The sequence below is a fragment of the Methylobacterium nigriterrae genome (assembly GCF_037106235.1).
GTDB lineage: Bacteria > Pseudomonadota > Alphaproteobacteria > Rhizobiales > Beijerinckiaceae > Methylobacterium > Methylobacterium nigriterrae.
The window spans coordinates 17,986-37,062 of the sequence record NZ_JBAWTG010000037.1 but is presented as its reverse complement, the minus strand read 5'-3'; the positions used below and the strand labels follow the sequence as shown (position 1 = coordinate 37,062).

At 70.6% G+C, this 19,077-nt stretch carries 18 protein-coding genes; 9 read left to right on the top strand and 9 right to left on the bottom strand.

Going from position 1 to position 19,077, the window contains the following annotated elements:
• Positions 1-31: 31 nt before the first annotated feature.
• Positions 32-661 (bottom strand): CatB-related O-acetyltransferase, encoded by a 630-nt coding sequence (locus tag WDW90_RS19230; RefSeq protein WP_431311077.1) that lies wholly within the window; start codon positions 659-661, stop codon positions 32-34.
• A gap of 60 nt (positions 662-721) precedes the next feature.
• Here WDW90_RS19230 and WDW90_RS19225 point away from each other — a divergent pair, with 60 nt between their 5' ends.
• The gene (locus tag WDW90_RS19225) at positions 722-3,055 is read left to right on the top strand and encodes an NADP-dependent malic enzyme (protein WP_336489052.1); all 2,334 of its coding nucleotides are present in this window, start codon (positions 722-724) and stop codon (positions 3,053-3,055) included.
• Positions 3,056-3,231: 176 nt separating this feature from the next.
• On the opposite strand, the gene ppx is transcribed toward WDW90_RS19225, so the two are convergent.
• From ppx to WDW90_RS19200, 5 genes are all read right to left on the bottom strand, one after another.
• Complete coding sequence (gene ppx / locus WDW90_RS19220; RefSeq protein WP_431311076.1) at positions 3,232-4,773, bottom strand: exopolyphosphatase; 1,542 nt, start codon at positions 4,771-4,773, stop codon at positions 3,232-3,234.
• A gap of 117 nt (positions 4,774-4,890) precedes the next feature.
• A complete protein-coding gene (locus WDW90_RS19215; RefSeq protein ID WP_336489075.1) occupies positions 4,891-7,215 on the bottom strand; it encodes an RNA degradosome polyphosphate kinase in 2,325 nt (774 codons plus the stop codon).
• 242 nt (positions 7,216-7,457) lie between these two features.
• Positions 7,458-8,177, bottom strand: a complete 720-nt coding sequence (locus tag WDW90_RS19210) for a P-loop NTPase family protein (RefSeq protein ID WP_336489051.1) — start codon at positions 8,175-8,177, stop codon at positions 7,458-7,460.
• Positions 8,178-8,240: 63 nt separating this feature from the next.
• The gene (locus WDW90_RS19205; protein ID WP_336489049.1) at positions 8,241-9,332 is read right to left on the bottom strand and encodes an AI-2E family transporter; all 1,092 of its coding nucleotides are present in this window, start codon (positions 9,330-9,332) and stop codon (positions 8,241-8,243) included.
• 57 nt (positions 9,333-9,389) lie between these two features.
• Complete coding sequence (locus tag WDW90_RS19200; RefSeq protein WP_336489047.1) at positions 9,390-9,935, bottom strand: CDP-alcohol phosphatidyltransferase family protein; 546 nt, start codon at positions 9,933-9,935, stop codon at positions 9,390-9,392.
• Between the two features lie 161 nt (positions 9,936-10,096).
• Between WDW90_RS19200 and purM the strand changes: the two genes are divergently transcribed.
• Both purM and purN read left to right on the top strand, forming a co-directional pair.
• On the top strand, positions 10,097-11,164 hold the full coding sequence (gene purM, locus WDW90_RS19195) for a phosphoribosylformylglycinamidine cyclo-ligase (protein WP_336489046.1): 1,068 nt from the start codon (positions 10,097-10,099) through the stop codon (positions 11,162-11,164).
• The gene (gene purN / locus WDW90_RS19190; protein WP_336489045.1) at positions 11,161-11,826 is read left to right on the top strand and encodes a phosphoribosylglycinamide formyltransferase; all 666 of its coding nucleotides are present in this window, start codon (positions 11,161-11,163) and stop codon (positions 11,824-11,826) included. The genes purM and purN overlap by 4 nt, the downstream gene beginning before the upstream one ends.
• Before the next feature lie 278 nt (positions 11,827-12,104).
• Here the strand turns inward: purN and WDW90_RS19185 are convergent, their stop codons facing one another.
• Complete coding sequence (locus tag WDW90_RS19185) at positions 12,105-12,470, bottom strand: hypothetical protein (RefSeq protein WP_336489043.1); 366 nt, start codon at positions 12,468-12,470, stop codon at positions 12,105-12,107.
• 190 nt (positions 12,471-12,660) lie between these two features.
• A complete protein-coding gene (gene ndk / locus WDW90_RS19180) occupies positions 12,661-13,083 on the bottom strand; it encodes a nucleoside-diphosphate kinase (protein ID WP_336489042.1) in 423 nt (140 codons plus the stop codon).
• Between the two features lie 224 nt (positions 13,084-13,307).
• Between ndk and WDW90_RS19175 the strand changes: the two genes are divergently transcribed.
• Positions 13,308-13,838 (top strand): DUF2147 domain-containing protein, encoded by a 531-nt coding sequence (locus WDW90_RS19175; RefSeq protein WP_336489041.1) that lies wholly within the window; start codon positions 13,308-13,310, stop codon positions 13,836-13,838.
• 25 nt (positions 13,839-13,863) lie between these two features.
• Here the strand turns inward: WDW90_RS19175 and WDW90_RS19170 are convergent, their stop codons facing one another.
• Complete coding sequence (locus tag WDW90_RS19170) at positions 13,864-14,499, bottom strand: glutathione S-transferase N-terminal domain-containing protein (RefSeq protein ID WP_336489039.1); 636 nt, start codon at positions 14,497-14,499, stop codon at positions 13,864-13,866.
• A 273-nt stretch (positions 14,500-14,772) separates the two neighbouring features.
• Here WDW90_RS19170 and WDW90_RS19165 point away from each other — a divergent pair, with 273 nt between their 5' ends.
• The 5 genes from WDW90_RS19165 (at position 14,773) to WDW90_RS19145 (ending at position 18,888) form a co-directional block, all read left to right on the top strand.
• Positions 14,773-15,054: a hypothetical protein gene (locus tag WDW90_RS19165; protein ID WP_336489038.1), complete on the top strand. Its 282-nt coding sequence runs from the start codon at positions 14,773-14,775 to the stop codon at positions 15,052-15,054.
• 71 nt (positions 15,055-15,125) lie between these two features.
• Entirely contained in the window at positions 15,126-15,545 is a 420-nt protein-coding gene (locus WDW90_RS19160; RefSeq protein ID WP_336489037.1) for a DUF4345 domain-containing protein, read from the top strand.
• Positions 15,546-15,555: 10 nt separating this feature from the next.
• Positions 15,556-17,589: an FUSC family protein gene (locus WDW90_RS19155; protein ID WP_336489036.1), complete on the top strand. Its 2,034-nt coding sequence runs from the start codon at positions 15,556-15,558 to the stop codon at positions 17,587-17,589.
• A gap of 4 nt (positions 17,590-17,593) precedes the next feature.
• Complete coding sequence (locus WDW90_RS19150; protein WP_336489034.1) at positions 17,594-17,788, top strand: DUF1656 domain-containing protein; 195 nt, start codon at positions 17,594-17,596, stop codon at positions 17,786-17,788.
• A 137-nt stretch (positions 17,789-17,925) separates the two neighbouring features.
• Positions 17,926-18,888: an efflux RND transporter periplasmic adaptor subunit gene (locus WDW90_RS19145; RefSeq protein WP_336489074.1), complete on the top strand. Its 963-nt coding sequence runs from the start codon at positions 17,926-17,928 to the stop codon at positions 18,886-18,888.
• Positions 18,889-19,077 lie beyond the last annotated feature (189 nt).

Here is a 19,077-nt window from a genome sequence, read left to right as displayed (position 1 = left end):
CTCGAATGGGTCGGGCTGCCCGGTACGGGATTCAGCCTGCCTTCGCAACGGCCCGCGCGGCTTCGATCAGTTCGCCGACGCGCCCGCTCTGCAGGAGGGGCACGAGCCGGGACACCTCGGCATGCGGCAGGTCCCACCAGGCGGTCTCGACGAGTGCCGCGACCATCTCGGGCGCGAAGCGGTGGCGTACCACCCGGGCCGGGTTTCCCGCCACGACCGCGTAGGGCGGCACGTCGCGGGCGACGACGGCGCGCGCCGCCACGACCGCCCCGTGGCCCACCGTCACGCCCGACAGGATCATGCAGCCCGAGCCGAGCCAGACGTCGTTGCCGATGATCACGTCGCCCCGCGAGGCGTGGTAATCGTCCGGCGCCTCGGCCCCCCGCCAGAGGCCGCGCATCGCCGCGAACGGGTAGGTCGAGGCCCAGTCGAGGCGGTGGTCGCCGCCGAGCAGGATCTCGACCTTGTCGGCGATGGAACAATAGCGGCCGATCGTCAGGCTCCGCCCCGATTCCGGGAAGCGCACCTTCGGCCGGCCGTAGGAGTAGGCGCCGATGGAGAATCCGTGCTTGCGCACCAGCTTTCCGAGGTGAATGCGGGTCTCGTTGTGCGGGTTGCGCCCGTTCCGCAAGCGGTGCAACAGAGCCTTCAAGCGCAACATCCCCGTAAGGGGCGGCCATGAGCCGCTTCGCGGAAGCGCCTGCAGGAGGGAGTGAGGGCCATGGCCGACAACATGTCCGAGGATCTCAAGTCCGGGGCGCTCGTCTACCACCGCCTCCCCCGACCCGGAAAGCTCGAGATCCAGGCCACCAAGCCGCTCGGCAACCAGCGCGACCTCGCGCTTGCCTATTCCCCCGGCGTCGCTGCCGCCTGCATGGCGATCCACGAGGACCCGCAGGAGGCCGCGACCCTCACCATCCGCCAGAACCTCGTGGCCGTCCTCTCGAACGGCACGGCGGTGCTGGGCCTCGGCGATATCGGCCCGCTCGCCTCCAAGCCCGTGATGGAGGGCAAGGCGGTGCTGTTCAAGAAGTTCGCCGGCATCGACGTGTTCGACATCGAGGTCGCCGAGCACGATGTCGAGAGGCTCGTCGACGTGGTCTGCTCGCTGGAGCCGACCTTCGGAGGCATCAACCTCGAGGACATCAAGGCGCCCGAGTGCTTCGAGGTCGAGGAGCGCTGCCGGGCGAAGATGAACATCCCGGTCTTCCACGACGACCAGCACGGCACCGCCATCATCGTGGCCGCCGCGGTCCTGAACGGGATCGAGCTCGCCGGCAAGAGGCTCGAGGATGCCCGCATCGTGACCTCGGGCGCGGGCGCTGCGGCCCTCGCCTGCCTGAACCTGCTCGTGTCGCTCGGCGCCAGGCGTGAGAACATCGTCGTCACCGACATCGAGGGCGTGGTCTACAAGGGCCGCACCGCGCTGATGGACCGCTGGAAGGAAGTCTACGCGCAGGAGACCCAGGCCCGGACCCTCGCCGACGTCATCGCCGGCACGGACGTCTTCATCGGGCTCTCGGCGGGCGGCGTGCTGAAGCCCGAATACCTCGAGTCGATGGCGGACCAGCCGCTCATCATGGCGCTCGCCAATCCCTATCCCGAGATCATGCCGGATCTCGCGCAGGAGAAGCGGCCCGACGCGATGATCTGCACCGGCCGGTCGGACTTTCCGAACCAGGTCAACAACGTCCTCTGCTTTCCCTACATCTTCCGCGGCGCCCTCGATGTCGGGGCGACGAGCATCAACGAGGAGATGAAGAAGGCCGCCGTGAAGGCAATCGCGGCGCTCGCCCGCGAGACGCCCTCCGACGTCGTGGCCCGCGCCTACGGGGGCGAGGCCAGGCCCTTCGGGCCGCGCTCACTGATCCCGAGCCCGTTCGATCCGCGCCTGATCCTGCGGATCGCCCCGGCGGTGGCCAAGGCCGCGATGGATTCGGGCGTCGCCGGGCGGCCGCTCGAGAACGTCCAGGCCTACGCGGAATCCCTCGACCGCTTCGTGCACCGCTCCGGCTTCATCATGAAGCCGCTCTTCTCCAAGGCGAAGGAGGCGCCGAAGCGCGTCATCTACGCCGAGGGCGAGGACGAGCGGGTGCTGCGCGCCGTCCAGGCCATCGTCGAGGACGGGCTCGCCAAGCCGATCCTCGTCGGCCGCCCGCGGGTGATCGAGACCCGGATCAAGCGCTTCGGCCTGTCGCTGCGCCAGGGCGAGCATTTCGAGCTGATCGATCCCGAGGACGATCCGCGCTACCGCAAGTACGTCCAGACCTACATGGATGTCGCCGGGCGCCGGGGCATCACCCCGGAGACGGCCCGCACGCTCGTTCGCACCAACACGACGGTGATCGGCGCCGTGGCCGTGCGCCGGGGCGAGGCGGACGCGCTGATCTGCGGCCTGGAAGGCCGGTTCGAGACGCGCCTGCGCATCATCCGCGACGTGATCGGCCTGAAGCCGGGCATGCAGGAATGCTCGGCCATGAGCCTGATCGTCACGAAGCAGGGCGCCTTCTTCCTGGCCGACACCCATGTGCGCCAGGATCCCACCGCGGAGGAGATCGCCGAGGTGGTGGTGGCCTGCGCCAACCACGTCACCCGCTTCGGCCTCACCCCGAAGATCGCGCTCCTCAGCCACTCGGATTTCGGCCAGTCCGACTCGGCCTCGGCCAAGAAAATGCGCAACGCGCTCGCCTTCATCGAGGAGCGGGCGCCCGACCTGCAGGTCGACGGCGAGATGCAGGCGGATTCGGCCCTGTCCGAACTCGTCCGCGACCGGGTGCTGCCGGGCTCGCGCCTGAAGGGAGCGGCCAACGTCCTGGTCTTCCCGAACCTCGACGCGGCCAACATCGCCTTCCAGTTCGCCAAGGTCCTGGCGGATGCGCTCCCGGTCGGGCCGCTGCTGATCGGCCCGGCCAAGCCCGCCCACATCCTGACGCCGTCGGTGACGGCGCGCGGCATCGTCAACATCACCACCGCGGCGGTGGTCGAGGCGCAGGCGAGCGGACTCGGCGTCACGCAGGACGCTGCGGAGCCCGGCGTCGGGATGATCTCGGAATAGGGCCGCCGTCGCCCCATCGCTGCAAGCCCCCGGATCCCGCGGATCCGGGGCGCCGCTCCGCGCGTCGTGCTCATACGATTTCCGATGAATCCCTTCGGGATGCGGAAAATCGGTTTCGCTCAGGCGCCGCACGGGCTGGCTGATACGGTCTCCGCTCTGGTCAAGCGCAGACCATATCAGACGATCTCGATGCGTCCGTCGAGGCCGATCACGCGGCCAAGGCCGCGGACGCGGTTGAGCAGCCGGTCGCCGGCGAGATCCGCCCAGCCGGCGGGCAGGCGCAGCACCACCTTGCCGTCCTCGACGCCGAGCGGCATCCGGTCGAGCGTCCCGGCCATGCCGGCCGAGATCGGGAAGGCGACGCGCAGCAAGCCCCCGATCAGGCGGGCGCGCTCGGACAGGCGCGGGCCCGCCAGGCCGCGCAGCATGGCGCTCGCCTTCTCGGGCGCCATGCCCTCGTGCCGGAAATAGACCGCGAGCGCCAGGTAGGCGCGCCCCGGATGGTCGACGCCGACGAAGGCCGCGTTCGTGATGATGTTGATGCTCTGCTCGCCCCGGTAGTCGGGATGCGCCCGCCAGCCGATGTCGGAGAGGAGGCAGGCGGCATGGCGCAGGCGGCGCTCGTCCGCCGTCTCCGGCCCGTCGAGGGTCTCGACGAAGCGGTCCGTCCAGGCCAGCAGCTCCTCGCCATGGCCGGGAGAACGGGCCCGCAGGGCGTTGAGCTCGCTGGCGGCCGCGATCAGCGGGTCGGCCGCGCGGGTCTCGCGGTCGAGCTGCTCATAGAGCAGGCCCTCGCGCACGCCGCTTGCCGAGATCGCCACCTCTCGGGGGCGGCCCATGCGGATGATCTCCTCCAGCACCACCGCGCCGTAGGCCAGGAGCGGGCGCCGCGCCTCCGAGACCGATTCGACGTCCTGCAGCAGCGCCGCGTCGACCTGCTCGACGACTTCGAGGAAGCTCAGCTCGTCCGAGGGCTCGACGCTGTAGCCGTGCATCACGTGGATGGGGTAGCCGCGGGCGGCCTGATGAAGGCGCGCCAGCGCCCGCCACGTGCCGCCGACCGCGTAGAAGCTGCGGCCCCGCAGGGTCTCGAGCTGGGGGGCGGCCTTTTTCAGGTGCTCGCGCACGAGCTTGCCCGCCTTCTTGAGGGAGCCGCCCGAGAGGTCCTGCAGGGCGAGCCCGCCGAGCGGCATCGTGACGCCCTGCCCGACGACGGCGCCGCGCACGTCGACGAGCTCCAGCGATCCGCCCCCGAGATCCCCCACCACGCCGTCGGGTGCGTGGAAGCCGGAGACGACGCCGAGCGCCGACAATTCCGCCTCGCGCCGGCCGGAGAGCAGCTCGATCGGCTGACCGCAGGCCTCCGCGGCGGCGGCGAGGAAGGCGGGTCCGTTCTCGGCGTCGCGGGCGGCGGCGGTGGCGAGGACGAACAGGCGCGAGACGCGCATGGTCGCGCAGAGCACGCGGAAGCGGGCGAGTGCCGTGAGCGCGCGGCGGACCGCCTCCTCGTTGAGGCGGCCCGTGGTCAGCACGTTGCGGCCGAGGCCGCACAGGACCTTCTCGTTGTAGAGGGGCGTCGGCGCGCGGGTCAGCCCGTCATAGGCGACGAGCCGCACCGAGTTCGAGCCGATATCGATGATCGCGACGGGTGTGGGCGCTTCGCGGGCGTCCCGGCCGGCGGAATGGGCGAGCGTCAGGCTGGCGCGTTGGGGCCCCAAGGCACGGTTTCCCTCGTTTCGGCGTCCGGGCAATCCCGCGGGACCGCCCGGGCTCGGATTCGCTCGGCCGCGGCGGGCGGCTCACGCGCTTCCCGGGCCGCGCGGGCCTCGCGGGGATCAGGCGCGTTGCGCTCTGCGGCTGAGCGCGCGCGGGCTCGACTTCTTGGACGACTTGCCGCGCCCGGACAGGCTCGGGTTCGTCATGAAGTAATTGTGCGCGTTGAACGGTTCCTCGCCGTCGGCCGGCTGGATGCGCTCGCTCGCGCCCGACGCCAGTACACGCCAGCTCTGCCGGTTGTCGAGAAGGTTTGCCAGCATGATCTGATCGAGCACCTGCTGATGCACAGTCGGGTTGCTGATCGGCAGAAGGGCCTCGACGCGCCGGTCGAGGTTGCGTTGCATGAGGTCGGCCGATGAGATGTAGACGGTCGCCTTCGGATGCGGCAGCCCGACGCCGTTGCCGAAGGCGTAGATGCGCCCGTGCTCCAGGAAACGCCCCACGATGGACTTGACCCGGATGGTCTCGGACAGGCCCGGGATGCCCGGCCGGAGACAGCAGATGCCGCGCACGATGCAGTCGATCTGCACGCCGACGCAGGAGGCGTCGTAGAGCGCGTCGATGATCTGCGGATCGACGAGCGAGTTGCACTTGATCCAGATCGCGGCCGGCCGGCCGGCCTTGGCATGCGCCACCTCGGCCTCGATGTGCTCGAGAAGCCGGGGCTTCAGGGTCAGCGGCGAGACCGCCATGCGCTCGAGTTCGGCGGGCTCAGCGTAGCCCGTGATGAAATTGAAGATGCGGCTGACGTCCCGTGCGATCGCCGCGTCCGCCGTGAAGAAGGAGAGGTCGGTGTAGATGCGCGCCGTGATCGGGTGATAGTTGCCGGTGCCGATATGGCAGTAGGTGACGAGCCGGTCGCCCTCGCGGCGCACCACCATCGACAGCTTCGCGTGCGTCTTCAGCTCCACGAATCCGAACACCACCTGGGCACCCGCCTTCTCCAGGTTGCGGGCCCAGCGGATATTCGCCTCCTCGTCGAAGCGTGCCTTCAGCTCGACGAGCGCCGTCACCGATTTGCCGGCCTCGGCGGCTTCGGCCAGCGCCGCCACGATCGGCGAGTTCGACGAGGTGCGGTAGAGGGTCTGCTTGATCGCGACGACGTGCGGGTCGCGGGCGGCCTGGGCCAGGAACTGCACCACCGAATCGAAGGATTCGTAGGGGTGGTGAACGATGAAGTCCTTCTGCCGGATCGCCGCGAAGACGTCGCCGCCGCTCTCGCGGATACGCTCGGGAAAGCGCGGGTTGTAGGATTTGAACTTGAGGTCCGGCCGGTCGATCCCGACGATCTGCGAGAGCTCGTTCAGCGCCAGCATGCCCTCGACGAGGAACACGGCGTCGCTCGACATCTCCAGTTCATCCGCCACGAAGGCGCGCAGGTCCTCGGGCATCCCGGCCTCGACCTCGAGCCGGATGACGACGCCGCGGCGGCGCTGCTTCAGGGCCGTCTCGAAATGCAGGACGAGATCCTCCGCCTCCTCCTCGATCTCGAGATCCGAGTCGCGGATCACCCGGAAGGCGCCCTGCCCGCGCACGAGGTAGCCGGGGAAGAGCCGGCCGGTGAACATGACGATCACCTGCTCGATGGCGATGAAGCGCGCGACCGGATCGCCGGCCAGATCCGGCAGCCGCACGAAGCGGTCGAGCACGGCGGGCAGGCGGATCAGGGCCCGCAGCACCCGCCCGTCGCGGGGCCGCACCAGCATCAGCGCGATGGTGGAGCCGAGGTTCGGGATGAACGGGAAGGGGTGGGCCGGATCGATCGCGAGCGGCGTCAGGACCGGGAAGACGTGGCTCAGGAAGTAGTCTTCCAGCCAGATCCCGTGCTCGGGCTGCAGCTCGCCCGGATCGACGAGGTCGATCTCGGCCCCGTGCAGCTCCGCACTCAGATCGCGCCAGCGCGCTTGCTGGTCCTCGGCGAGCCGCGAGACCTCGTGCCCGATCCTGGCGAGCTGCTCGGTGGGCGTCAGCCCGTCCTGCGAGGGCACCACGAGCCCGGCCCGGACCTGATCGTGCAGGCCGGCGACGCGCACCATGAAGAACTCGTCGAGGTTGTTGGCCGAGATCGAGAGAAAGCGCAGCTGCTCCAGCAGGGGGTGCCCGGGATTGGAGGCCTCCTCCAGCACACGGCGATTGAACTGGAGCCAGGACAGCTCGCGGTTCACGAAGCGCTCGGGAGTGTGGCGCAGATGGCGGCCGGCCTCCAGCACGGGCTCGCGGGCCGTGCTGCCGGTATCCGCGTCGGAGGCCGGTTCGGTCCGCGCCTCGGCGAGGTCGGCCGTCGCCGGCCAGTCGTCCTCGCCCGCGTCGGCCGGATCCGGGGCGGGAGGCAGCTGCGTCGCCGGTGCCTTCTCGGCCCGCGCGGGGCGCGCGGGGGCGGGCATGCGCCGGACCGTCGCCGTCCGGCTCGCGGCCGGGCGCGCCGGGGGGCGCTTGCGCGGCAACGGATCCCGCGCCTCGGCCTGCTCGCGCTGCCCGGCCTCGTTCCCGTCCGCGGGATCCTCGTCCAGCGCATGCGCGTTCGGCTCGATCTCGGGCAACGCCTTCACTCCTCGCGATCCTCGGGGGCGCTCCCGTAGCACGGGAGGCCCCGGTTCATTTGACAGTTCCGTGACGCCCCGGCTCCTCAATCGAGCCCGTCCTCCGCATCCTCGGGCGCGCCGGCGCCGAGCCGCTCCAGCACCGCGAGGGCGAGCGGCCGGGTGATGCGCCGGCCCCGGCCGAGCGCGTCGCGATCGAGCTCGGCGACGACTTGGCGGGCGCGTCCGAGCGAGCGGTCGATGCGCAGCGCCAGCGCGTCGACGACGCTGAGATCCACCACCAGCTGGCGGTCGACGAAGAGCTTGACGATGACGGCCCGCAGCAGGCCGTCGTCCGGGGGCAGGATGGCGGCGCCGGGTGCGAGGCGCAGGCGCGAGCGCAGGTCGGGCGTCGCCAGACCGAGCGCGTCGACTCCGACGGTGCTGGTGAGCAGCACCGGGCTGCGACGCTCGCGGGCGAGGTTGAGGAGATGGAACAGGGCCGCCTCGTCCCGGCCCGGCGCCCTGTCGATATCCTCGACGACCAGGGCGCCGTTCGAGATCAGGTGCGTGACGTTGCCGGCGCCGGCTTCGGAGGCCGCCACGGTCCAGGCATGCGCGCGCGTCGCCCAGATCGAGGCGAGATGGCTCTTGCCGCTGCCCGGCGGTCCGGTCAGCACCAGCACAGTGTCGGGCCAGTCCGGCCAGGATTCGATCAGGCCGTAAGCGACCTCGTTGGCCGGGCTGACCAGAAAATCCTCGCGCCCGTAGCGCGGATCGAGCGGCAGGTCGAAGGCCAGCTGCCGGGGTGGTGCGTTCTCGCGCATAGGGCTCCCACTCTGGCCCTCGCGCCGGTCAGGTCAAGGGCGATCGGCCATCTCATGCTCCCCTTACCCGTCGCGCCTCGGCAGCAGAACGGGCTCGTCGGCGTGGTAGAGCTGGCTGTCGAGATAGCGCCGCAGGGCGAAGCGCACGATCACACCGATCGAGGCCGCGACGGGAACGGCCAGGAGCAGGCCGAGGAAGCCGAACAGCGAGCCGAAGGCGAGCAGCGCGAACATCAGCCAGACCGGGTGCAGCCCGACCGACTCGCCGACGAGCTTCGGCGAGATGATGTTGCCCTCCAGGAACTGGCCGACGAGGAACACGCCGACCGTCAGCCCGATATGCAGCCAGTCCGAGCCCGGCCAGAACTGCACCAGCGCGACGCCCGCCGAGAGCAGGAAGCCGGTCAGCGTGCCGACATAGGGGATGAAGGTCAGGAAGCCCGCGATCAGCCCGATCAGCACGCCGAAATTGAGCCCGACGAGCCAGAGCCCGACGGCGTAGAAGGTTCCGAGGATCACGCAGACCAGCGTCTGCCCGCGCACGAATCCCGTGATGGCCCCGTCGATCTCGCGGCCGAGGCGGCGCACTGTGGCGCGATGGCGGGGCGGCACCCAGCCGTCGATCTTGCCGATCATGCGGTCCCAGTCGACCAGGATGTAGAAGGCGACGACCGGGGTCACCACGAGGAGCGAGGCGATCGAGATCAGGGCCTGGCTGCCGGTCCAGAGCGATTTCAGGAAGGCGAGGAGCCACGCCCCGCCCTGCGCCGCGAGGCTGCCGACCGAGGATTGCAGCTCGCCGACGACGTCTGCGCCCCCGATCTTCTGCAGGAGCGGGCCCGCCCGCTCGGCCAGGATCGCCTGGATCCGCGAGACCATGGCGGGCAGCGCCTCGATCAGAGCGGCGATCTGGCTGGCGGCCAGCGGCACCACGATCAGCAGCGTCACCACGAGGGCGACGACGAAGAGGGCGAGGATGAGGAGGCTCGCGGCGAGCCGCCCGAGCCCGAGCCGCTCCAGCCGGTCGGCCAGGGGATCGAGGAGATAGGCGAGCGCGATGCCGGCCACGAAGGGCAGGAGCACGTCGCGCAGCAGATAGAGTAGGAGCACGAGGACGGCGAGCGCCGTCAGCCCGATCACCGCCCTGGCGCGCATCCGACCTTCCCCACGCTTCTTCACCGGCGCCGAGAGTGGGAACGATGGGGCTGCCGATCAAGCCTGACCGGAGCCGGACGTCATGTGGACGAGCCAGATTCTCAGGTAGAGCGCCGCCGACAGGGCCGTCAGCACGGCCAGGGCCGCCGAGGCCCAGCCCTCGGTGCCGCCGAGCCCCGAGCCGAAGGCCCGGGAGCCCAGCACGAGGGCCGCGAAGGCGATCTGCGCGGCGGTGTTGAGCTTGCCGATCGCGAGCGGCCGGATCGCCAGCGGCCGGGCCATCAGCCACGCGACCAGGATCGCGGCCACCACCATGGCGTCGCGCGAGACCACCACGATGGCGAGCCAGCCCGGCAGCGCGCCCTGGATCGCGAGCGCGACGTAGATCGAGACGAGCAGGGCCTTGTCGGCGAGCGGGTCGAGGATGGCGCCGAGCTCGCTGCGCATGGCGAAGCGCTTGGCGATGAACCCGTCGACCGCGTCGGAAAGGCCCGCGACCACGAAGCCCGCGAAGGCCAGACCCCATTCCCCCTGCCCGATCATCGCGACGACGAAGGGCACGAGGATCAGGCGGCCGATCGTGATGAGGTTCGGGATGGTCATGGCGGCATGATGGACCGATCGCCGGTCCCGAGGCCATCCGGGCGATGCGCCGCCGGCGACGCCGGCGCATGCCGTCCCGCCCCCGTCGCGACTCGCGCTCGCCGTCCCGACCCTATAGAGGAACCGCGAGGTCGCGGCGTTCGCGACGGGGACGAGTGGGTATGACGGCCGAGCGCAAGGAAGGCATGACCTACGCCGGGGCGGGCGTCGACATCGATGCCGGCAACGCCATGGTCGAGACGATCAAGCCGCTGGTGCGGGCGACGCGCCGGCCGGGAGCGGATGCCGAGATCGGCGGGTTCGGCGGCCTGTTCGACCTGAAGGCCGCGGGCTTCCGCGATCCGATCTTGGTCGCTGCCAATGACGGCGTCGGCACCAAGGTGAAGATCGCCATCGAGACCGGGCGCCATGACACGATCGGCATCGACCTCGTGGCGATGTGCGTGAACGACATCGTCGTGCAGGGCGCCGAGCCCTTGTTCTTCCTCGATTATTTCGCAACCGCCAAGCTCGTTCCGGGCGTCGGCGCCGACATCGTGCGGGGGATCGCCGAAGGCTGTCGGCAGGCGGGCTGCGCGCTGATCGGCGGCGAGACCGCCGAGATGCCGGGCCTGTACGACGGCCAGGATTACGACCTCGCGGGCTTCGCGGTGGGTGCGGCCGAGCGCGGCACCCTGCTGCCGCGCGGCGGCATCGCGGCGGGCGACGTCGTGCTCGGCCTGCCCTCCTCGGGCGTGCACTCGAACGGCTTCTCGCTGGTGCGCCGGATCGTGGCGCGCACGGGGCTCGGCTGGGACGCGCCCGCGCCCTTCTTGCCCGGCCGCAGCCTCGGCGAGGCGCTGCTGGAGCCGACCCGGATCTACGTGAAGCCGCTGCTCGCGGCCCTCAAGGCGAGCGACGGCATCAAGGCGCTCGCCCATATCACGGGGGGAGGCTTTCCCGACAACCTGCCCCGCGTGCTGCCGGACGGGGTCGGGATCGAGATCGATCTCGGCGCGCTGGCGCCGCCGCCGGTCTTCGGCTGGCTTGCGCGCGAGGGCGGCGTCGCGGTGCCGGAGATGCTGCGCACCTTCAATTGCGGGATCGGCATGGTGGTGGTGACCGAGGCGGGAAAAGCCGACGCGGTCGCCGCCGCGCTCGCCCGGGCCGGCGAGGCCGCCGTGCGCCTGGGCAGGATCACCGGGCGGGGCCCCGAGCCCGTCACCTTCACGGGCACCCTCGCGCTGTGACGGCGCCGTTGCGCAAGACCCGCGTCGCGATCCTGATCTCGGGACGCGGCTCGAACATGATCTCGCTGATCGAGGCCGCGAAGGCGCCGGACTATCCCGCCGAGATCGTGCTCGTGCTGTCGAACCGCCCGGAGGCGGCCGGGCTCGCGCACGCGGCATCCGAGGGCATCCCCGCGCGGGCGATCGACCACCGGGACTTCCCGGACCGGGCACGCTTCGACGCCGCGCTCCAAGCGGAGCTCGAGGCCGCGAGGGTCGAGCTCGTCTGCCTGGCCGGCTTCATGCGGATCTTCACGCCGGGCTTCGTCGAGGGCTGGGCGGGACGGATGCTCAACATCCATCCCTCGCTCCTGCCCCTGTTCAGGGGCACGCACACGCACCGGCAGGCGCTCGATGCCGGCGTGCGCCTTCATGGCTGCACGGTGCACTACGTGGTGCCGGAGCTCGATGCCGGCCCGATCGTCGCGCAGGCGGCGGTGCCGGTTCGACCGGGAGACGACGCGGACGGTCTCGCGGACCGGGTCATCGTGCAGGAGCGCCGGCTCTACCCGGCCGCCCTCGCGCTGGTGGCGGGCGGGAGCGCGAGGCTGGAGGATGGACGCGTGGCCTTCGACGGCGACGTCGCGCGAGCGGACGGCGCGCTGCTTAGCCTTGCCGTGTAGGCATTGCGCCCCCGTGCCTGCGGCAATGCACGGGTTCGGAAGCGGACGTGTTCAGAGCGCCCGGCGCAAGCGCGAGTCCACTCTCCCGTGCGGGAGAGGGACGGGGTGAGGGGTGCGACCTCTCCGGAAATGGCGAACCCCTCGCCCGGTCCGCTGACGCGGACTCGACCTCTCCCGGACGCGAGAGGTGGCCCGCCCCCGGCCGTGGCCGCGCCAGACCCTGCACCGGCCTCGATGCGAATCCGCGAACGCCCGCGCGGGAGACGGGAATTCCGGCCTCAGACCGGACGCTGCAGCTTGCAGGAATCGAGGGCCGAGAGGGCCTTCGTGCGGGCCGAATCGTTGAAGTAGCCGGTGGTCCGGTAGGCCTCGATCTCCGACTCGTCGAGGGAGCGCAGGGTCTGCTTGGCGTAGCAGCCGCAGGGACGCTCGAGCGAGGCCTCCGAGGCGTTCGTCATGCGGGCCTGGACGACCGCGCAGGCGTGGCGGACGCGGCCCTCGAGGTTCGCCTTCGGCGCGGTGCGGAGCGCCGGGTCGGGCTGGTACTGCTCGAACGGGGCGGAAGAGCCGCCGGCAAGGGCGGCGGTCGCGCCGAGCGCGAGGAGGCCGGCGGCGATCAGCGTGGGGAAGCGGCGGGTCGTCATCTGGGGATCGGGTCCGTTTGGCAGGGTCGTGAAACCTTCGCCGTTGGACTCTCCGCAGGGCTCGCCCGTCAAGGGCGCGCCCGCCACACCCGACCCCAATCGCCGGGCGCCATGGCCTGCCCGCGAACATCGCGGCACGGGTGTGGTGCGGCGGTCACCGCGCGGGCGACCGCCGTCCCGATTCCGGGCCTCAGGCCGCGATGTCGCTGTCCTGGAAGAACTGGGCGATCTCGATCTCGGCGTTCTCGGGCGAGTCCGAGCCGTGGACGGTGTTCTCGCCGACCGACTGGGCGAACTTCTTGCGGATGGTGCCCTCGGCGGCCTGGGCCGGGTTCGTCGCACCCATCACCTCGCGGTACTTGGCCACCGCGTTGTCGCCCTCGAGCACCTGCACCACGACGGGGCCGGACGTCATGAACTCCACGAGCTCGCCGAAGAAGGGGCGCTCCTTGTGCACCTCGTAGAACTTTTCCGCCTGGGCGCGGCTCATCCGGATGCGGCGCTGGCCGACGATGCGCAGGCCCGCCTCCTCGATCACGGCATTGACCGCGCCGGTGAGGTTCCGCTTCGTCGCGTCGGGCTTGAGGATGGAGAAGGTGCGCTCGGTGGCCATGATCCGTCCGGGTTGTGTCAGGAAATCCTGCGAAGGCGGAAAAACCGCTTCGGCGCCGGGCTTATAGCGGCCCCGTCCGCGGCTCTCAACCCGCGGATGGGACGCCCGGAATATGGCGCCGGCGCAACACCGCCGAAAAATCGCCCGAAAGCCACCGTTGATTGCACGCAGACGACCCCTTCCGCACTGCCTGCCCGCAGGCGCAAGCCCTGGAGCCGATTTCGATGCGCATCGTCCTGACCTCCGCCCTTCTCCTCGCAGGCCTCTCGGCGGCCGCGGCCGACACGGCCAGGGACCCCTCGGGCACGTGGCTCACCGAGGACGGACGGGCGAAGATCCGGATCGACCGCTGCGGCCAGTCGCAGGCGCAGGTCTGCGGCAAAGTCGTGTGGCTCAAGGTCCCGAACACCGATGCCGGCGCGCCGCGGACCGACCTGAAGAACCCCGACCCGAAGAAGCGCTCGCGGCCCGTGATCGGCCTGCAGATCATCGACGCGCAGAAGGACGAGGCTGGCAAGTTCTCGGGCAGCATCTACAACGCGGAGGAGGGCAAGGTTTATCAGGTCAGCCTGGAGCGGGAGAGCGGCAACGAGCTGAACGTCTCGGGCTGCCTCCTCAAGATTCTGTGCGGCTCCCAGACCTGGACCAAGGTTCCGGACGTGAACCAGCAGGCGGCCAACACCGCCTCGGAAGCGGCCGTGCCGGCTCCGAAGCCCGCCGCGAAGCCGGCGCCCAAGGCTGCGCTGGCTCAGTAAGGCCGCGCCGGCCTGTCCGAGGCGGTCAGATCGCGGCTAGGCCCCGCTGCACGCCGGGGCGCGCCAGGAGCCGATCGAGCCATCTCTTGACGTTCGGCAGGGCGTCAAACTCGATGCCCTGCTTCCCGTGGAACTTGGCCCAGGTCAATGTGGCCATGTCGGCGATCGAGTACTCGCCCGCGAGATAGTCCCGGTCCGCCAGGCGCTTGTCGAGAACGCCGTAGAGGCGGTTGGCCTCGGCGGTGAACCGCTCGATCGCGTAGGGGATCTTGTCCTGCGCGTAGATGCGGAAATGGTGTGCCTGCCCCAGCATCGGCCCGAAGCCGCCGACCTGCCAGAACAGCCACTCGTCGACCGCGACGCGCGCCCTCTCCTCGGTCGGATAGAACCGTCCGGTCTTGCGGCCGAGATATTGCAGGATGGCGCCCGATTCGAAGATCGAGATCGGCTCGCCGCCCGGCCCGTCGTGATCGACGATCGCGGGGATCTTGTTGTTGGGCGAGATCGCCAGGAAATCGGGGGCCGTCTGCTCACCCTTGCCGATATTCACGGGAACGACCCTGTAGGGCAGGCCGCATTCCTCAAGCATGATCGGGATCTTCCAGCCGTTCGGCGTGCTCCAGGTGTGGACGTCGATGGGTTTGCCCGTCACGGCGGCCATCTCGTGCGCTCCTCCCGGCTCGCGCCGGCTCTCGTCCCGTCAAATCGCGCGCGGATCGAGGACCGCGCGGCTGCTCGCCGCAGCTAGCCCGGATTTCCCCGTCGGCTCAAGACGACAGATCGATCGGCGGCGGATCGTCTCACGATCGCGAGATCTGCCGCTCGCGCCCGGTGGAGAGCGCCTCGCACCCCTTGCCGGGCCCGCGGCTTGCCGCTGAGATGCGCCGTTGAACCGTCAAGCTCGCCGGTTCGCCTGCCACCGGGATGTTCGCCGATGCGCCCTCGCCTCCTCTCCCTCGCGGCGCTCGCCGCACCCCTCCTCCTCGCCTCTCCCGCCCTCGCGAGGGAGTCCGCCAAGGCAACCGCGGCGACGGCACCCGCGGCGACCCAGACGGCCAAGGAGCCGACGGTCGGCCAGAGCGCGGCCCGCGAGCGGCAGAAGAAATGCGGCGCCGAGTGGCGTGGCCTCTCGGCCACCGAGAAGGCTGCTCAGGGGCCGAAATGGCCCCAGTATTTTAGCAAGTGCGTGAAGCGCCTGAAGGAGCAGAAGGCCTGAGCGCACCGAGCCCGAACCGATCGGCGTCCCCGCGTGTTCTTCCGCCCGAGGGGGCAAGGAGCCTGCGGCGGATGATGGACGAGCGGCGGGCGCTCCAGCGCGTGGTGGCGGCGGCTGCCTGCATTCCCGTGGCCGCCGGACTGTACGGGGTGCTGTTCGGCGTGAACGGGATCGCGGGCGGGATCGAGAGCGTCTCGGCCGACAGCCATTTCCGCTACCTGTCGGGCCTCCTCACCGGCATCGGCATCCTGTTCTGGTTCTGCGTGCCCGGCATCGAGGGCAAGACGCGGCTGTTCCGCTTCCTGACCCTGGTGGTGGTGCTCGGCGGCCTCGCCCGGCTGCTCGGCCTCTACCTCACGGGCCTGCCTTCCCTGACGATGCTGGCCGCGCTCTGCGTGGAGCTTGGCCTGACGCCCCTCCTCTGCCTGTGGCAGACCCGGGTCGCGGGCCTGGCGCGCATGCCAGCCTCCGCCCCGATGCGGGACGCGTGAGGCGCCGGCCATGAGCGACGCCGCGACGCCTGCTCCCGCTCCGGCCCGCATCGACCGCCTCCTCGACCGCATCGAGGCCGTCGTCCCGGCGCCCCGGGCCTGGGCCTTCGCGATCCGCATCTGGCTCGCCATGATGCTGGCGCTCTACGCCGCCTTCTGGCTCCAGCTCGAGAGCGCCTCCTCGGCTGCCGTCTGCGTGGCCATCCTGGCACAGCCGAAACGCGGCCAGGCCCTGTCGAAGGCGCTCTACCGCTTCCTCGGGACGATCGTCGGCGGCTTCGTCGCGCTCCTGATGGTCGCGGCCTTCGGTCAGGACCGCGTGCTCCTGCTCGTCGCCTTCACCACCTGGCTGAGCCTGTGCGTGTTCGTGGCGAACTACCTGCAGGACACGCGGGCCTACGGCGCCATGCTGTCGGGCTACACGGTCGCGATCATCGCGATCTCCAACATCGACACGCCCCAGAACGCCTTCGAGACGACGGTGTCGCGGGTCGCCGCCATCACGGTCGGCATCGTGGCGATCACCTTCATCAACGATGCGCTGGCCTCGCCGAGCACGTGGCGCTCGCTGCGGGACACGATGGGCAGAACGCTCGCCGCAGCCCGGGACTTCGCGCATGCCTGCGTGACCCGCGGCGATCCCGGCCCCGAGGCCGCCCTCGCCCAGATCGGCCGGGTCGCGCCGATGCGGGCGGATGCGAGCGCCATCGCGGGGGAGCTCGACGACGGGCCGCAACGGGCGGCGGGCGCCCGCAGCGCCGTCGCGGCGCTCTACGGCATGGGGGCGAATGCCCGTACCTTCGCGCTGGCGGTGCAGCGCCTCGACCGGCCGAGCGCGGCCGTCGCGGAGGCGGGCCGGATCTGCGCCCGGCTCACCGGGGGCGAGCCGCCGGACACCGACGCCCTCAACGCCGCGCATGCGCGGCTGCGCGCGCTCCTGCTCGCCGCCGTCCGCGCCGAGATCCCCGATTCCGGCGAGGTGCTGGCCCTGCAGCGCGCCCTCGACCTCGCGACCGCCATCGCCTACGCGCAGGATGGATTTCGTGCCCTGTCGGACGGGCACCGGCCCATGCGCGACGTCGGGCTTCCGACGCACCGCGACTTCCCGGTGGCCCTGCGGGCGGCGGCACGGATCGCGCTCGCCTTCGGGCTGACCTGCGCATTCTTCATCGCCGCCGGCTGGCCCGCAACCTCCTTCGCCCTGGTCCAGGTCGCGGCGACGGGCGCGCTGTCCGCGCTCAACCCCGACCCGAAGAAATTCGCCAACGGCGTCCTGTTCGGGATGATCCTGGCCTCGCTCTCGGCCGGCATCGTGCTGTTCGTGGTGCTGGCCGGCGGGCAGGGCTTCCCGCTCCTCGCCATCGCGATGGCGCCCGTCATCTTCGCGGCCTGCTTCCTCAGCCTGAACCCGCCGACCTTCGGCCTCGGCTTCATCCTGCTGGTGTTCTTCCCCGTTCTCGTCTCGCCCGCGAACCCGCAAGCCTACGACCTGCAGACGTTCCTGCAGAACGCGCTCCTCGTCGTGGTCTCGGCCGTGATCCTGTCGCTCGTCGTTCGGCTCGTCCTTCCGGTCTCGGCCGAGCGAGCCCGGCTCTACGCCTTCGAATCGGCCCATCGGGACGTCAGGGACGCCCTCGTGGGCGAGGGCGGCGACATCACCACGCGCACGAGCCTCAACAGCGACCGGCTCTACCAGTACGCGCAGTGGAACACTGGACCGGAGCCCGTGCGGAAGCGCCGCCTGGAGCTTGCCTTCGCGCTCGCGCATCTCGAGGGCGCGGCGGCGCGCGCCCACGCGCAGTTGCGTCAGCTCTGGTCCCGGCCGGACCTGCGGCAGAGCGCCCTCCGGGCCCGCACCGTGCTGGCCGAGGGGCCGTCCGCCGCGATCCCCGACGCCGCGCGCGATCTGCTGAGACGCGCCCGCGGTACCGATGCGGACACGGCCTTGTGCATCGCCCGGGCGGTCAGCGATCTCACGGCGGCATGGCGGGTGATGGACCGGAACCGCCGGTTCCTGCGCCATCTCCGGATCCCGAGCCTGTGAAGCGATGCGCCAGGATCTCGATATCGGCGGTATCCTGTTCTCGCCCTTCGTGGCCTATGCCGGGGCGGCCTTCGTCATCATGGTGGTGCTGCGCGCGGGCTTCGCCCGAATCCGCTTCAGCCGCTACGTCGCCAACCCGCCTCTGGTCGAGGCCGGCCTCTACATCTGCATCGTCGCTCTCCTGGTGGCCCTGTTCTGATGCCCGATCCCGACGCCGAGACCCGCAGGAGCGAGCCACCGGCCGAGGCGGCGGCCTCCGGCCCTGCCGGCGCCGGGGCCGGCGCGGCCACGCAGGATCGCACGGAGCCGGATCGGACGGAGCTCGCCGTCGAGCCGATGCTGCCGGCGCGCCGCCGCCTGCGCGCGGGCCGGATCCTCCGGCTTCTCGCGACCGTGTTGATCCTCGCCTGCTCCGTCGCGGCGGCCGCCTTCGTGTGGAGCTTCTACGTCACCGCACCCTGGACCCGCGACGGGCAGGTGCGGGTGCAGGTGGCGAGCGTCGCGCCCCAGGTCTCCGGGCAGCTGGTGGAGCTCCGGGTCGCCGACAACCAGACGGTGCGCAGGGGCGATGTGCTCTACAAGATCGACCCGTTCGACTACGAGGTCGCGATCGCCTCGGCGGAAGCCGAGCTGAAGAACCGCGAGGCGGACCTTCAGGTCAAGCAGACGCAGGCCGCGCGCCGCGAGGCGCTGACCACCCTCTCGACCTCGGTCGAGGAGAGGCAGCAATACGAGGGCACCGCCAAGATCGCGGAGGCCGCCCTGCAGAGCGCCAAGGCCCAGCTCGCCCAGGCCAAGATCAACCTCGAACGCACGGAAGTGCGCTCCCCCGTGAACGGGCGCGTCACCAATCTCCTCCTGCGCAACGGCGACTACGCCACCAGGGGCAGTGTCAACATCGCGGTGATCGACACGGATTCGTTCTGGATCGACGGCTATTTCGAGGAGACGAAGATGGCCCATATCCATGTGGGCGATCCGGCCGAGGTCGCGCTGATCGGCTTCGATCCTCCGATCCGCGGCACGGTCGAGAGCATCACGCTCGGCATCAGCACGCCGAACGCCACGCCGAGCACGCAGGGCCTGCCCTCGGTCAACCCGGTCTATACCTGGGTGCGCCTCGCCCAGCGCGTGCCCGTGCGCATCCGCATCGACGCGGTTCCGGACGGCATCACCCTGGTGGCCGGCATGACCTGCACGGTCTCGGTCGGCCAACCCGGCGCGCATCGCCAGGACTGGCTGATGGCCATGCGCCGGCGCCTGACCGGCGAGGCGGGCGCCGGGCAGCCGGCGCAGTAGGCCGCCAGACCGGGATTTTGCGCATCGCAAAAATTTCGGCGCAAGGTTCTGAATTGTCAGGGGTGCGCCGCGAAAAGCAATCGATCACGATAACAGATGCTAGCGTCGCCGCATTTTCAGTCTTGACGCGGTACGAATACGCTCGCAGGGTAGGTGGGTGCTTCGGCGAAATTGGACGAACGAAGCACA